The organism is Calditrichota bacterium (genome assembly GCA_013151735.1).
Taxonomy (GTDB): Bacteria; Zhuqueibacterota; JdFR-76; order JdFR-76; family BMS3Abin05; genus BMS3Abin05.
The window spans coordinates 1-14,806 of record JAADHR010000054.1; the positions used below are offsets into that span (position 1 = coordinate 1).

Consider the following 14,806-nt stretch of genomic DNA (forward strand, 5'->3'; position numbering starts at 1 on the left):
ATGCGATTTTTCTCATCTGCCGGATTGGTTTTTTCCCACAATACCTTCGGAACCACACCGAACATGGCTCCGCCGTCCAATTTAAAACGCCAGTGTTCCACTGCGACTAATTCATACGGTCCGATTTTCATATCAGCATCCTTGATCTTTTCCACATTCGCAGAAATCAGTTTCCATTTCCACCAAATTCGTCTGTGTACAGCTCTTCACTAAATCCAAATAAAACCTTGTCATCCTTGAAGACCACCGGCCTCCTGATCAGATTCGGATCTTCTGCCATGAGCCGAATGGCTGTTTCTCGGTCCGGTAAATTGAGCTTCATTTTGTGCTCCCGGTACGGTTTGCTCCTCGGGTTTAGATAGGGCCGGATCGAATCATGGCCAATTATCTTTTCCAGGTCTTCCGTTGAAAAAGGGGTCTTAATGAGATCGATTTCTTTAAAAGCCACTCCGTGGGCCTCAAGCCATTCCCGTGCTTTTTTACAGGTTCCGCAGGTCTTCTTACTTACAGTAGAATAAAATCTCGCTCATTGCAAAAAATCCTCATCTTAATGGGAAATTTTTAGGCTCACCAGTACACCGTCGCGAATGGGGTTAATGCTTGAAATGAGTTTGGGATGAGAAAAAACCAGTTTATTAAAATCTTTGATGGCCTGGGTTAATTCATCCGGGTTCTCGTCAGTAACGGTTCCCTTTCGTAAAACATTATCGGCCATAAACAACCCGCCTACCCGAAGCAGAGGGAAGGCCTTTTCGAAGGCTTCACTATATTGATTTTTCTTAATATCCATAAAAATGATGTCAAACGGCCCCTCCATCCGATCCAGGGTTTGCAGGGCGTCGCCCACTTCGTACCGGATGACTCCCGCCGCCACATCATCATCGGCAAAATATTTTTCACAAAGAAATAGATTTTCCTCCGCCAGATCGGTGCAAATGACCTTCCCGTCCTTCCCAACGGCTTTTGCAAACCAATACGCCGAATAGCCATATCCGGAGCCCAATTCCAAGACCCGCTTGGCCCCAATGATTTTGGCCATCTGGAACAAAAAATGCCCGACCAGCGGCCCGACAATCGGGAACTTGTGTTCGCGCCCGTAGGCTTCCATTTCCTTCGTTTTGGCATCCCCTGTCGGAATCAGCTCGTACAAATAGTTTTCAACAGCAGCATCCAGGATCATGGCGTTTTCCTCCTCTTTTGAATGCGCAGCGTGTTTCTTATGCTAATAAGATAATAAAAATTATAGAAGAAATCAACTGAGGTTCACATTTCCATCCAGGGAAAGCTGAGATACTGAAAAATCAAAATCAGGCCTAAAAATGCCCTTTTTGAAATGCCTTATTCCAAAAAAAAGGGCGGTTTTCCAACCGCCCTTTTCCACATAACCGCAACACGTCTCTTTTCCTGTTCGCCCGCTTTATAATGTCCCGGCTCACAGCAGGGTTGAAAGCGCTGTTAAGCGGCGCTAAAACGGACAAGGGATCAGTCCTGTTTTTAATCGTAAAGCGGAACGACCTTCAGGTTGTTGATAATCTTTTTCACTCCCGAAACGCGCTTAAACTCTTTTTCAATCATATTTTTGACATACAGGGTACTGCAATTTCCGGTAAGCGTAACCACGCCATTTTTCACCGTAAATTTTGCATTTTTCTCCAGCGGAAACTGATCTTTCATAATTTCGCTAAAAATAAACCTCAAATTGCTGTCGCTGACCGCCTTTTTGGGAGGCAGGACAACGATGTTATTAACAATGCCCTTAACGCCCTCTTGCCAGGACGCCACGGTCTCAGCCGCAATCTTTTCGCGCTGATAGCTCACTTCCCCGCTTAAAAACACAATTCCATTATCTACATGGACCTTTATTCGATCCGGTTCCAATATGGAGCCGACCCGCTTCAATTCAATGATTACATTCGATTCAATCATGTCATCCGGAACGGTCGGCGTATTCACAACCAGCAAATTCTCAATATCCTTTACACCCCTCACTCGTGATACAATATCATAAATACGATATTTATCATAAAGGGTATTGACCTGCCCCTCAATTTTAACTACTCCATCGCCAGTGACCGTAATTCTGAACTCCTGCGGATAATATCTGGCAATAGCGTTTATCACCCTTGCTTCCAATTGTTTATTCGTTGTTTTGGCAAGCGTGACCTGATACGCTCCGAATAAAAAAGCAACGGTCATCATAACCACCAGCACCCTCAACGGCATGGAATAGCGCTTCATGATTCTGCCCTCCCTTTTTGTGATAGGTTGTCTTTTTTGAAGTTACGATAATTAAACGATTTCTTTTTTAAGAGGTTCCCCTTTTTCCGCATAGCCTGCCCCACAAAACCAACATCCAAAATTATCGCTTCCAAAACAAAAACTATTGCATATTCAAATTCAGTGTGTTATTTTAATTTAATTTTTGGAGTGTAAATGACGATCGATTTTGAAAAAATTCCATTCGCACAATTCGAGCCGGATCTGGAACACCTGCCCAATCCTATTCAGGTACTTGGTACAGGTGCTGTAGGCGGAAAAGCGCTCGGGCTGATTTTTGTCGCCAACGAAATGGAGGAAGGCGGTGTCCTCTCAGATTTTGCCGAAAGGAATATCCGCATTCCTGAAACACACGTATTAACCACTGAAATCTTTGATCGCTTTCACGAGTTCAACCGGCTAAGAGGATTATACCGTAAAGTTTCTTTTGATGAACTTGTGAAAATCTACCACGAGGCTGATTTTCCCTCCGACATTCAGGAGCAGTTCAAAGAAATTCTAAGTCAAATGGATTACCCTCTGGCCATCCGGTCATCCAGTTTAATGGAAGACAATTTGGAGTACTCGTTTGCAGGGCTTTACGTGACACTTTTTCTGGCCAATCAGGGAACTCTTTCCAATCGACTCCGGAAATTTATGGCTGCGGTCAAGCGGGTGTTCGCCAGCACGTACAACCCTTCCGTGCGGTCGTACCGCCGCAAACACGGGCTCCGTTCCGCCGACGATAAAATGGCCATTCTCGTGCAGCGGCTCATTGGGAAAAAATGTGAGAACCTCTTTTACCCCCTCTTTTCCGGTGTTGGATTCTCAAGAAATTACTACCCCTGGAACCAGCGGGTACGAGTCCAGGACGGCGTCGTCCGGCTGGTGTACGGATTGGGAACCCGGGCGGTTGGTAGAAATTACGCCCGCGTGTTTTCCCTTTCCAACCCCCAGCTCCGGCCAGAAGGGTCCATCATCCGCGACATTATTCGCTATTCTCAGGAAGTTTTTGATGCACTGGATCTGGAAACCAACGAATTGGTTAGCCTTCCGGTGACGCAGATGAAAAACAGGGATCGGGATCTGTACAAAATTGCATCCCTTCTGAAAGACGGCTCCTACCTCACGGCCATGTATCCCATGCACCTGTCTGAACGGGATTTTGTGGTCATTACATTCGATCCGATCATCAGCAGCTCGCGTTTTATGCCTTTTGTGGATATTATTCGGGATGTGCTTGTCCGCCTGGAAACGCTTTTCGGTATTCCGATAGACATTGAGTTTTCCGTCAATTTCGAAAGGGAGAACCTCTCCCAAAAAGAGGCCGGCATTTTCTATTTGCTGCAGGCGCGTCCTCTGGGGGTTCGGGAAGAGCACAAAAAGATTGAAATCCCCGACGTCCCGCGTGACCGCATTATTATTGAAGGCGGCCAACCCCTTGGAAACGGGATCAAGAAAAACATTCACCATATTATTTACATTCCGACAGGGAAATACCTGGAAGCCAATCCCTACGAAATTGCCCGTAAAATCGGGCGAATCAATCAAAAAATGTTTAAAAAGCCTTACATTCTAATTGGACCCGGGCGCTGGGGATCCAATAATCCGCAGTTGGGTATCCCGGTACGATACGGCGAAATTTCCAATGCCGCGGTTATTGTGGAAGTCGCTTCCGGCCGTCTGACGCCTGAGCTGTCCTACGGAACGCATTTTTTCGGCGATATGCTGAATGACGGGGTATTTTACATTCCGGTTTTCCCGGAACGGGGGGATTTCATCAACAAGGAATGGCTGAAATCCCAGAAAAATCTTACCCGATCGCCGGTTGTGCATCTAATTGAGGTACCTGAAGGCATTCACATTGTCGCCAGTGGGACGGAACACCGGGCATTGATTTTCAGGTAGGTTGGGGATGAACTGAATGAACGGTCTTAAACTAAAAAACCTGCCGACATTTGGTCGGAATGGCGTTCTTTTTTTTTCTTCGAAGTGCGGCCCCTTTGTGAGCATCATTTCAGGTTAAACGGAGGAGGATGAAGGTGTGGGCGAAAAGGAGCTTGTTGCTGCTCATGGTCATTTTGGGCGTCTCAACAACGGGTAGCGCTCAATATCTGAATATTCAGCAACACGCAGATTTTGGCAAGAATCGACATTACTTTACGACGACGCTGGAGGGATTGGGATTTGATGACTGGGGAAGCTGGTTCGGATTTATCGATGCAGACCACCGAAGCCTGCGCTCCGGAACCGGTTCGGCCGATTGGCAGATGGGTGTTCAGTTGGTCTACTTTGAACTGAACCGTTACTTTAATCTTTCAAAATGGCTGCCCGGCCGGTTTTTTCGGAATCTGGAAGCCACCCTTCAGTACAACGATTCACCGGCGGCCTTTATTCAACCGGCCTATCTTGCAGGAGTGGTCTGGGACAATCTTTTTCCAAGATATGTGTACGCGCATCTGGAATTTATGCTTCGCAAAGAAGAACAACAGCGGCTGGCCTGGCAGCTGACAGGGGTCTGGAACAAGGAGTTTCAGATCGGCAAAACAACCTGGAGTTTTCAGGGCTATTTTGATTACTGGAAAAACGACGCCGGCCTCTGGTGGATGTCCGAGCCCCAGCTGCTGATCAATTTGCATTCCATGGGGATCAGCAAACGCTTCTGGCTGGGAACGGAATGGGAACTGAATTGGTCGCAAAACGGACGCTACAATCAAATCAATCCAACGCTTTTTATTCGATATGATTTCAAATAGAGCGGGAAAAACCAGAACGGATTTGTGGAAATCAACCCGCGAATTTACACCAATTTACATGAATAAGAATTAGAGGAAAATCCATGGCAGCCGCGTTTTTCGCATATAAAACCCTTGAGGATTTAAAAAAGCACATTTCAGCGCTGAATCTGGACATTCCACTGGAACCCACCCTTGAAAAAATCCTTCAACCGGTGGCTGTGGCCGATCGCACCGTGGGAAACGCCCTGGCCATTCACCCCATGGAAGGAACGGACGCTGACCTGAATGGCGAGCCCGGAGAACTAACCTTCCGCCGCTGGAAACGCTACGCAGCGGGCGGCAGTAAATTGTTCTGGGGAGAGGCCACGTCCGTCACCGATGAAGGGCGGGCCAATCCCCGGCAACTGTATCTCACCCGTCAAACCTACGATTCCTTTGCCCGGTTGGTCGAAGAAACCCGTGCAGAACACCGCAGGGCCTGGGGTGATGATTCGGATTTTCTTCTGGGGTTGCAGCTTACTCATTCGGGGCGGTGGAGTTTTCAGAAACCTCTCCTGGCCGTCCATAACCCCATTGTGGATTACGTTACGTTTGTGAATCGCGAAAAGCAGCTACGGGTAGATGACTCCTACCCCGTTTTGACGGATGACTATTTGAAGGCCCTTGAAGATCAGTTTGTCTCCGCAGCGGTTCTCGCCCAACGGGCGGGATTTGATTTCGTGGACATCAAGGAGTGCCACACCTACCTGCTGGACGAGCTTCTGGGTGCCCGCTCCCGAGAGGGACTTTACGGCGGGTCCTGGGAAAACCGCACCCGTTTTATTCGAAATGTCATCACCAAAATTCGAGAGACCGCCCCCGACCTCCTCCTTGCCACCCGGTTTAATGCCTTTGACGGCATTCCCCATCTCCCGCCGGATTTGACGAACCGCCTGCTGGGTTCGGCGAAAATTGTAAACGGATTTGGAATCAATCTCCAAAATCCCGCAGAAATGGATCTGACGGAACCCCTGAAATTTGTGTCGGAAATAAAAGCATTGGGCGTAAAGATCGTGAGTGTGAGCCTGGGAAGTCCGTATTTTAATCCGCATCTGGAGCGCCCGATGGAAAAACCGGAAGTGGGCGGATATCCGCCCCCGGAACATCCTTTGTACGGCGTCGCCCGGCATTTTGAAAGTACGGCCATTTTGCAAAAGGCCCACCCCGATGTGACCCTTCTGGGGGCAGGTTACAGCTGGCTGCGACATTTTTTTGTTTACGCGGCCGAGGCCAATCTTCGGGCAGGCCGGGTGTCCATCGTGGGTACCGGCCGGGGAAGCCTGGCGTACCCCGACATGGTAAAGGATTTGTTGGAAACCGGCCGTCTTAATCCCCGTAAAGCCTGTATTGCCGATAGCCATTGCACGGACTTGATGCGGGCAAAGGGAAACGAAATGGGACAATTTGAAGCGGGCTGTGCCACGCGCGATCCTCTGTACGCAAAAGTGTACAAACAGGCTTACCCCACACGAAAAAAATAGGGTGCTGCTTTCCCCCCGCGAATGGGCACGAATGTTCGCGAACAGATAGGATTTTGATTAAATTCGTGTTCATTCGTGAAAATGAGCGGGAAATTTTTCTCGCTAATTTGCACAAATGGTTCTGATTCATTTTTTTCTTGAATTGATTCTCAAAAGTACGTATATTGCAAGTAAATCCAAACTGAGGAGGCATCTGTGGTTGTTAAGACCTTTAAACTAAAGCATCTCTCGCCTCAACAAGCCCTGAATCAGATCATGACATCCGGCGTTATTGGCTATTTGTTCAATTGGGGGCACACCATCGATGAAGAAAATAACACGATCACATTCACCATTCGCCACGGCGGCGGAGATGCTTTTATCGATGAAGAAAAACAAGCGGCTAAAAACTTGGAGGAGTTCATCAGGGCAATCGATGTTTAGCCGAAATTGATTCGTGCACAAAAACGCCGAAATTAATCTTATGGCATCTTCTTTGTGATTTGGTGGCTTTTGCGCTCTCATTCAGAACCCATCCACCAAGAATCACCACGTGATTCGTCATATAAAATCGTCTTTTCAGAAACACTCTTTGCTAAGGAAAGGGGGCTTCCTATGCTCGCCAAAACACGCAGTGCCTCTGTTTTGGGCATTGATGCATTCCTGGTTGAAGTTGAAGTCAATTTAGAAGGTAAAACTCCCTATTTTGCCCTGGTCGGCCTTCCCGACGGGGCCATCCGCGAATCCCGTGAGCGCGTGCAGGCCGCCATCAAAAATTCGGATTTCCGCTTTCCCATCAAACGCATCATTATTAATCTGGCCCCGGCCGATGTCAAAAAGGAGGGCTCTGCTTTTGATCTCCCCATCGCCATTGGGATTTTAGCCGCTTCCGGCCAGATTTCATCCGAGTACCTGGAGGATCGTCTTATTCTGGGAGAACTCTCACTGGATGGCAGTTTGCGGTCCGTTCGGGGGGCCTTATCCGTTACACTTGCTGCCCGGGAAGCCGGCTACAAGGGCCTGGTGCTTCCGGCAGAAAACGCCCGCGAGGCAGCAATGGTAAACGGAATTGATGTATTTCCGGTAGAATCCCTGGCGGAAGCCGCCGCATTTCTGAACGGCCTTTATGGCATCGATCCCTTCCATGTGAATATGGAAGACGTCTTTGCCGACCAGCGGCACTATTTAATTGATTTTCGGGATGTCCGCGGGCAGGAGCACGTGAAACGGGCTCTGGAAGTGGCCGCCGCCGGCGGACACAACATCATCATGATTGGTCCGCCCGGATCGGGCAAGACCATGCTGGCCAAACGGCTTCCCACCATCTTGCCGGATATGTCTCTGGAGGAAGCCCTGGAAACCACCAAAATTCACTCCGTGGCCGGTACGCTTTCACCCAATCAGGCATTAATCGCTACCCGCCCTTTCCGGTCACCCCACCACACCATCAGCGATGCCGGACTGATTGGCGGGGGACAAATTCCTCATCCGGGCGAGGTTAGTCTGGCGCATCATGGGGTGCTTTTCTTGGATGAACTGCCCGAATTCAAGAAAAATGTTCTGGAAGTTATGCGTCAACCCCTGGAGGACGGAAAAGTCACCATTTCCCGGGCGGCTCTTTCCATTACTTACCCGGCCAATTTCATGCTGGCCGCCGCCATGAACCCCTGCCCCTGCGGCTACCTGACCGACCCCAATCACGAATGCACCTGCACGGTGCCTCAGATTCAGCGCTACCGGGCCCGCATTTCCGGCCCCCTTCTGGATCGGATCGACATTCACGTGGAAGTTCCCGCCGTCGCGTACAAGGAGCTGGCAGGGAAACCCACCGGTGAGCCGTCTGCTGAAATCCGGGAACGCGTGATGCGGGCCAGACAGGTGCAATTGGAGCGGTTTAAGCACAGAAAAAATATGTTCTGCAATGCCCACATGGGCTCCCGCGATATCCGGGACTTTTGTAACATTGGTGAGTCCAGCCAGGAATTGATGCGTCTGGCCATTACCCGCCTGGGGCTCTCGGCCCGCGCCTACGACCGGATTTTGAAAGTGGCCCGTACCATTGCCGATCTGGAGGGAGATCCGGATATTCAACCGCCGCACATCAGTGAAGCCATTCAGTACCGCAGCCTGGACCGGGATTTCGTGGTTACAATTTAATCTCTCTCTGTGGCTCCCGGTGCTCCTCTGAGGCTCTCTGTGTAACAAAAAAAGCAACACAGAAAACCACGAGCAAAGCGAATGCCCTGTCCTCTCTCTTCGGCACTCTGTGTAACCCCGGGAACATTTTCATCATTTTTTAATAAAACTAAACGTACAAAAACAGGACAACGATGGCAACCGTTCAACTCATTCTGAAACTGCAAAACCGAATCTTCCTGAACTGGCTCAGGCGGGAATTTGCCGGTAAAACACTGGTCGAAATCGGCTTTGGTGCGTTTCTCATTGGAGTGACGGCGTTTCGTTTCCACCAGGATATCGGCTTTGCCTGGGTACACGCTTCCTCCAACGAAGTGGCTGCTGTTGTCCAGAACAGCCTGTTTGGCCTCTTTTTTCTGGCCTCTTTTTTCTTCCAGCTTACCTCCGTCAAAGCCATTCGCATTCCTTCAGGGGATGCCCTGCTGAGTCTGCCTCTGCGAGAAAAGGACATCTATCTTTTTCGGGCAAACGCCCTCCTGGCACGAATCTTTCCCTGGTTCGTTGCCGCCCTTTTCTTCTGGGGAATCGGCTGGCTGCGATTTCCACATACAGCGCCCGTCTGGCATCTTCTTCAAGCACTGGCACTCGGACTTCTTCTGGTTCTCCTGGCCGAGCTCGTCTGGACCGGTGTAATGATCATTCAACTCCTTTTCGAAAAAGTGGCGCCGTTGGCGCGCAGCCTGATTCTCTTCGGTGTTGAAATCCTGCTTTTCCTGATTCTGGCCCTCTCCCGGGAGGCAAGCCTGTTCATTTTTCATCCGGTTTTCCGCGTCTCCCCTCTCTTCTTGGCGGCTGCCGTTTTATCGGGACTCACTCTCTTTCAAATCAATTTTATCCTGTTTAAAAAGATTCTCCGACGCGAAATCCACCTCCGGCACAAAAATCCGGTAAAAATGAAATTTCTCTCTCACATCGCCAACACCCTTTTCGGAATTTTTCCCCCTCCCCTCCGGTCAATCATTCGGTTGACCATTCGTTCACAGTTTCGAACCAATTCTTTTTTCGTGGGGCTCCTGCTCATTTTTGTGATTTTGCTCCTTATCGGCTTCGAAATCAGCCATTCTGCAGTGGATTTTATCAACAACACCCTTTTCGGTGTTCTGATTCTCGAAATTACCCTGTCTGCCGCTTTTTTCGGAAATCAATTGGAAGCACAGCAAGAAATTACCTTTTACAAAAGTCAACCCCTCTCTTTCACAAAGGTCTGGTGGGGTCACACTCTGGGTATTCTGATCATTTACGAAATGCTCACCCTTCTCTATTTATTATTCATTTTGGTGACCTTTCGCCCCGTGTCCATTCCCCTCTGGTCCATAAACTTGCTCTTGCTTTTTCCGATTTTCCTCAGTATTTTACAAACAAATTTTTATCTCACTCTCTTGCAAAACGTCAAAACCGGCGAGTATTTGTACATTGCGTTCTGGGCGATGAACTGGATTTTTTGGTTTGTGTTCCCCTTCTTGCCGATTTTTTTACTGCTGGCGGGCGTATTTTCCGTCAAACCGGCCCGAACGCTATTTGAACAGGTTGAAGAATCGTGGTAACACTCAAAAATATTACCAAAACATTTGATACGTTCACGGCTGTAAACGATCTCTCCCTGACCATTCCGAAGGGAAAAATCTACGGCCTCATGGGAACCAACGGGTCCGGAAAAACCACTACTCTCAAACTCATTGTGGGACTTTTACAGCCGGACAGCGGTGAAATCTGGCTAAACGGCGTGAATCGATTGGAACAGCCCGTGGAAGCCAGAAAACGACTGGGATACGCCCCTGAAACCCCCTATCTGTACGATTATCTTTCCGGCGCTGATTATCTGAAATTTGTGGGACAAATCCGCGGCCTCAAAGGCAGCGAGCTCGACCGGGAAGTTCAGAACTTATTTGATTTTTTTGATTTTAAAAACGATGCGGACCAGTTGATCCGTAATTATTCTTACGGCATGAAAAAGAAAATCTCCATCGCCTCCGCCTTCATTTCAGATCCGGATTTTCTGATTCTGGATGAACCGGTTGAGGGCCTGGATGTTTTCATGGCCGCGAAACTCACGAATCGATTACAAAAGGCCAGAGAAAGCGGGAAAACGATTCTTCTGGCGTCCCATGTTTTGCCGTTTGTTTCGGAGATCTGCGACCGCGTGGGAATTCTACACCGAGGCAAACTTGTGGCCGACTTCTCTCCGGATTCTGCTCCTCCGGAAGAACGTGCCCGGCAGGTGAAATCAATTTACGAAGAAACCGTTGGGAAATTCTCAATAAGTGCCGTTCAACAAAAATAACTGTGTTTCAGCAAATAAATCAAAATCTACCTTTGTCATTGCGAGACCACCGAAGGCGGTCGAAGTTGAAAATGCGCCATTGGCGTGCAATTTCTTTTATTTTTGATTCAATTTCATTTGCGCATTCGCAGCCATTTTTTTAAGGAGACCCCATGCAAAAGGCCGGTAAACAAGGATTTTTTTTCTGGCTGATTAAAAATATTAAAATTCTGCCCAAACTCCTCAAACTCATCGGGCGGCTCATGAAGGACCCCCGGGTGCAATTCCTGCCCAAAGCGGCTCTGGTGGGCTCTTTGGTTTACCTCATTTCCCCTATCGATCTCATTCCGGATTTTGTGGCGCCGCTGGTGGGACAGTTGGATGACATTGCCATCCTCTATTTCGCTTTGCGTTATTTTTTCTCCTCCGTACCGCCTGAGGTTCTGGAAGAACATACAAACGCCATTCAGCGAGGAGAGTAACAGATCGGCTCCGGAAGATACGTACCGGCCGGTTATCCGATTCGTATCGGCCTACTTGCTTATCCGCAAAAAAAGAATTTGCAAGTGGGATTAGAATCGTCTAAATTAAATAATTAAAAGGGCCTACTCCTTCGCCTGAAAAAGCAGAGTGAGCCCCCAATAGCAGTTAACAGGATGACATAATTGGCAGAATATCCCGTAAATCCTGTCAAAATAGTGTCTGAAAGATAAAATCTATTTACCGGAGGTGAACCATGTTAGACATCATCAAAAAAAGCATCTATTTTGGATTGGGTACCCTTTCCGCTACACGGGAAAAGGTTGAGGACATTGTTGATGAGATGATTGAAAAGGGACAGCTGACCAAAGACCAGCGTTCAAAAGCGGTGAAGGAACTTCTGGACGAGGCAGAAAAAAAGGAAAAAGAGCTTCGAAATTCGATTCGGTCCATCATCACTAAAATCCTGAATGAGGACATTCAGGTTGCAACCAAAAAGGATATCGCAGAAATCAACAAACGCCTGTCGGATATTGAAAAGAAATTGGAAAGCAAATGAACCTGAGTTCCACACAAAGGTCCTTGCGGCACTTGAAACGCTACCAGGAAATCCTTCGGGTGATGGTGAAATACGGTTTCGACGATATTGTCGAAAGGATTAAGATCGGATTAATCTTTGAGGTTGCAAAAAGCATTATTCCAAGAATCAGGAAGAATAAATATCCGGGAATAGGAACCGGTCCCCGACTCCGCATGGCCTTTCAGGAATTGGGACCAACCTTTATCAAACTGGGACAACTGCTCAGTCTGCGTCCGGATTTGATTCCTCCGACTATCGCCGAAGAGCTTACCAAATTGCAGGATGCCGTGCCGCCTGTCCAGTTTGAATTAATAAAATCAAAAATTGAAGAAGAGTTCAGTTCTCCTCTGCACGAGATCTTTTCCGAATTTCAGGAGGAAAGCCTGGCGGCAGCCTCTATGGCCCAAGTCCATCGGGCAACATTGAAAACCGGCGAGGATGTGGCCGTAAAAATTCTCCGGCCCAACATTCACAAGATCATCAAAACCGACATTGAGATTCTATTCAGCATTGCAGAATTGATCGAAAAATATATTCCGGAAAGCCGGCTGTACGATTTGGTCGGCATTGTAAAAGAATTTTCAAAAGCCATTCAAAAAGAAGAAAATCTCTCTTTCGAGGGAAGAAATATCGATAGTTTTCGGAGGTATTTCAAAAGGGATAAGACCATGAAATTGCCTCTGGTCTATTGGCCATTTACAACCGAAGACATCCTGGTCATGGAGTTTATAAATGGCGTCAAAATTTCCGACGCCGAGGGGATAGAACGGCTGAAATTGGACCGGAAAAAATTGGCCTACAATGCCGCAAAAGCCATGTTAAAGGAGATTTTCGAATATGGTATTTTCCATGCCGATCCGCATCCGGGCAATATTTTCGTTTTGCCGGGCAATGTTATTGCACCGGTGGATTTCGGAATGGTCGGCCGGATTGACGATGAAATGCGCGAATACCTGCTGGATATTCTGGAAGGAATCGTTCAAAAAGATGTCTACAAAATTACACAGGCACTACTTGGGGTGCAGGTGGTTGACACCCAGATCAATAAGCGGGAATTAAGCCGGGATTTGTTGGATTTCCTGGATCGCTATTACGGAGTTCCTCTCAATCAACTGGATTCAGGCAAATTGGTCAATGAGTTTATGGAGCTGATACGAACCTACAAGATCAAACTACCGGCCGATTTGGTGATGATGGAACGAGCCCTGGTTATTTCGGAGGCCGTCGGACGACAGCTCTATCCGGAATTTAATTATTTCGATCTGCTCATTCCCTACGTCAGAAAACAGTTGATCCTGCGTCTAAATCCGGCTCGTCATTATCGCGCCATCACACGATCGATCGATCAGATTTCGGACATTTTAAAACGGCTCCCCGACGACATCCAGTCTTTTCTTGCAAAAGTCAGAAATAATCAACTTACGGTTCGGTTCCACCACGAGGGATTGGATGATCTGCGTAAGGAATTGGATCGTTCCAGCAACCGCATTTCCTTTTCGCTGATTGTGGCCGCCCTCATCATTGGCTCCTCGCTTATCATCAACATCGATAAAGGGCCCCACATTTTGGGTTACCCCGTGCTGGGTATCATTGGATTTTTACTGGCCTCTATCCTGGGGTTTTGGCTGCTGGTTGCCATTCTGCGCTCGGGAAAATTGTGACGCACGAATGGCCGGATCCCCGGCGTTAAACCTGCCCCAAAAACCCGGTTATTAAAAACCTGTTTACTTCAAATCACCCATTTTCGGTTATTGTACGAGGGCCCTGTTCGTTTCCTTCCCAAATTTAATCGTGCGAATTCCCGTTTTAATTTTGGCCCGTACACCGGCGTACGCAATAGTTGCCACCTGCATAATATCCGTCCGAGAGTTTTCCAGATCGCTGTTCGCATAGGTTGCCCAGGATGGGGCGTGTTTGAGAAAAATATTTGTTCCCACCGAGGCAATCAACCGCCGGTTGTTCAGATGCGCAAATTGCGAGCGGTCGTGTGTGGCATCCGCCGGAAGCCAACCCAGACCCGGCAGGTAAAACTCCGCCCAGGCGTGAAATCCCAACCGGGGTTTTTTATTCGCCTGAAAACCGCCGACAAACCGGGCCGGCACCCCCGCTGCGCGGCACAACGCCACAAACAAGTCAGCATACTGGCCACAATCCCCTTTAAGCGAAGCCAGTGCCGCCGAGGCGCCCCGTTTTTTGGGGGGATAAAAATAGGCCATCTTCTGGTGAACCCAGTTAAAAATTAACGATGCCTTCCGATACGGGTTGGTTTCACTGCCCACAATCCTCGCTGCCATTTCCCGGATTTGAGGGGTCAACTCCAGAAAAGGTTCGGACTTTGTGTAGAATCTGAAGATTTTTCCGGTCGTGTCGTACGCAAATGTCTGGGTCGAATCAATGATTCCAAACAACTCATACGATTCAATCTTTACCCGCCGGAGAATCACAATGCTGTCTTGTTTGCCGAGATAGGGGGTTAAATTCCAAAAAAAGATCCGATTTCCATTGTCCCGGTCTTCAAAAATATCCTGCGGCAAGGGCCCGTCCAACTGAATATCCAGGATATGCTGATTGAGCCGTGGAATAATTCCCGAGGCCCAAACATAAAATTGAGCGGCCGTTTTTGGAGGGATTCCCCGACTTCGATTATCGTCTTCCAGCGCCTTGCCTTTGAGAATCTGAATATTTGAAATACTGATTCGCAGTTCCGCCACAATTTCCCGAGGATTCAGCGGGACGATTGGCGGGGTTTCCGGTCCCCTGTTGAGCGTATCACCTACCACAGATTCCCCTGCAGAAA

The 14,806-nt window shown here is 48.3% G+C and carries 14 protein-coding genes and 1 pseudogene; 10 read left to right on the forward strand and 5 right to left on the reverse strand.

The genetic code is table 11. The annotated features are described in order from the left end of the window. The 4 genes and pseudogenes from GXO76_03445 to GXO76_03460 all read right to left on the reverse strand — a co-directional run. Positions 1-131: MBL fold metallo-hydrolase (locus GXO76_03445; protein ID NOY76909.1), on the reverse strand; the 131-nt coding region annotated here is incomplete at its 3' end. A gap of 35 nt (positions 132-166) precedes the next feature. Further along, positions 167-505: pseudogene (locus GXO76_03450) on the reverse strand (Spx/MgsR family RNA polymerase-binding regulatory protein). Positions 506-547: 42 nt separating this feature from the next. Continuing rightward, positions 548-1,180: an O-methyltransferase gene (locus tag GXO76_03455; GenBank protein NOY76910.1), complete on the reverse strand. Its 633-nt coding sequence runs from the start codon at positions 1,178-1,180 to the stop codon at positions 548-550. 314 nt (positions 1,181-1,494) lie between these two features. After that, complete coding sequence (locus GXO76_03460; protein ID NOY76911.1) at positions 1,495-2,238, reverse strand: BON domain-containing protein; 744 nt, start codon at positions 2,236-2,238, stop codon at positions 1,495-1,497. A 195-nt stretch (positions 2,239-2,433) separates the two neighbouring features. Between GXO76_03460 and GXO76_03465 the strand changes: the two genes are divergently transcribed. The 10 genes from GXO76_03465 (at position 2,434) to GXO76_03510 (ending at position 13,670) form a co-directional block, all read left to right on the forward strand. Further along, positions 2,434-4,164 (forward strand): phosphoenolpyruvate synthase, encoded by a 1,731-nt coding sequence (locus GXO76_03465; GenBank protein ID NOY76912.1) that lies wholly within the window; start codon positions 2,434-2,436, stop codon positions 4,162-4,164. A 128-nt stretch (positions 4,165-4,292) separates the two neighbouring features. Continuing rightward, complete coding sequence (locus tag GXO76_03470) at positions 4,293-5,012, forward strand: DUF5020 family protein (GenBank protein ID NOY76913.1); 720 nt, start codon at positions 4,293-4,295, stop codon at positions 5,010-5,012. Positions 5,013-5,095: 83 nt separating this feature from the next. Then, positions 5,096-6,514: an NADH:flavin oxidoreductase gene (locus GXO76_03475; GenBank protein ID NOY76914.1), complete on the forward strand. Its 1,419-nt coding sequence runs from the start codon at positions 5,096-5,098 to the stop codon at positions 6,512-6,514. A 195-nt stretch (positions 6,515-6,709) separates the two neighbouring features. Beyond that, positions 6,710-6,937 (forward strand): hypothetical protein, encoded by a 228-nt coding sequence (locus GXO76_03480; GenBank protein NOY76915.1) that lies wholly within the window; start codon positions 6,710-6,712, stop codon positions 6,935-6,937. A gap of 171 nt (positions 6,938-7,108) precedes the next feature. Continuing rightward, positions 7,109-8,650 (forward strand): YifB family Mg chelatase-like AAA ATPase, encoded by a 1,542-nt coding sequence (locus tag GXO76_03485; protein ID NOY76916.1) that lies wholly within the window; start codon positions 7,109-7,111, stop codon positions 8,648-8,650. A gap of 173 nt (positions 8,651-8,823) precedes the next feature. Further along, positions 8,824-10,233: a hypothetical protein gene (locus GXO76_03490; protein NOY76917.1), complete on the forward strand. Its 1,410-nt coding sequence runs from the start codon at positions 8,824-8,826 to the stop codon at positions 10,231-10,233. Next, complete coding sequence (locus tag GXO76_03495; protein ID NOY76918.1) at positions 10,227-10,970, forward strand: ABC transporter ATP-binding protein; 744 nt, start codon at positions 10,227-10,229, stop codon at positions 10,968-10,970. Before GXO76_03490 ends, GXO76_03495 begins: the two co-directional genes overlap by 7 nt. Before the next feature lie 152 nt (positions 10,971-11,122). Next, positions 11,123-11,431 carry a DUF1232 domain-containing protein gene (locus GXO76_03500; protein ID NOY76919.1) on the forward strand — a complete coding sequence of 103 codons (309 nt, stop codon included), beginning with the start codon at positions 11,123-11,125 and terminating at the stop codon, positions 11,429-11,431. A gap of 254 nt (positions 11,432-11,685) precedes the next feature. Then, positions 11,686-11,988 (forward strand): hypothetical protein, encoded by a 303-nt coding sequence (locus tag GXO76_03505; GenBank protein ID NOY76920.1) that lies wholly within the window; start codon positions 11,686-11,688, stop codon positions 11,986-11,988. A 23-nt stretch (positions 11,989-12,011) separates the two neighbouring features. After that, the gene (locus GXO76_03510) at positions 12,012-13,670 is read left to right on the forward strand and encodes a hypothetical protein (GenBank protein ID NOY76921.1); all 1,659 of its coding nucleotides are present in this window, start codon (positions 12,012-12,014) and stop codon (positions 13,668-13,670) included. 87 nt (positions 13,671-13,757) lie between these two features. Here the strand turns inward: GXO76_03510 and GXO76_03515 are convergent, their stop codons facing one another. Beyond that, complete coding sequence (locus GXO76_03515; GenBank protein ID NOY76922.1) at positions 13,758-14,789, reverse strand: transglutaminase domain-containing protein; 1,032 nt, start codon at positions 14,787-14,789, stop codon at positions 13,758-13,760. Positions 14,790-14,806 lie beyond the last annotated feature (17 nt).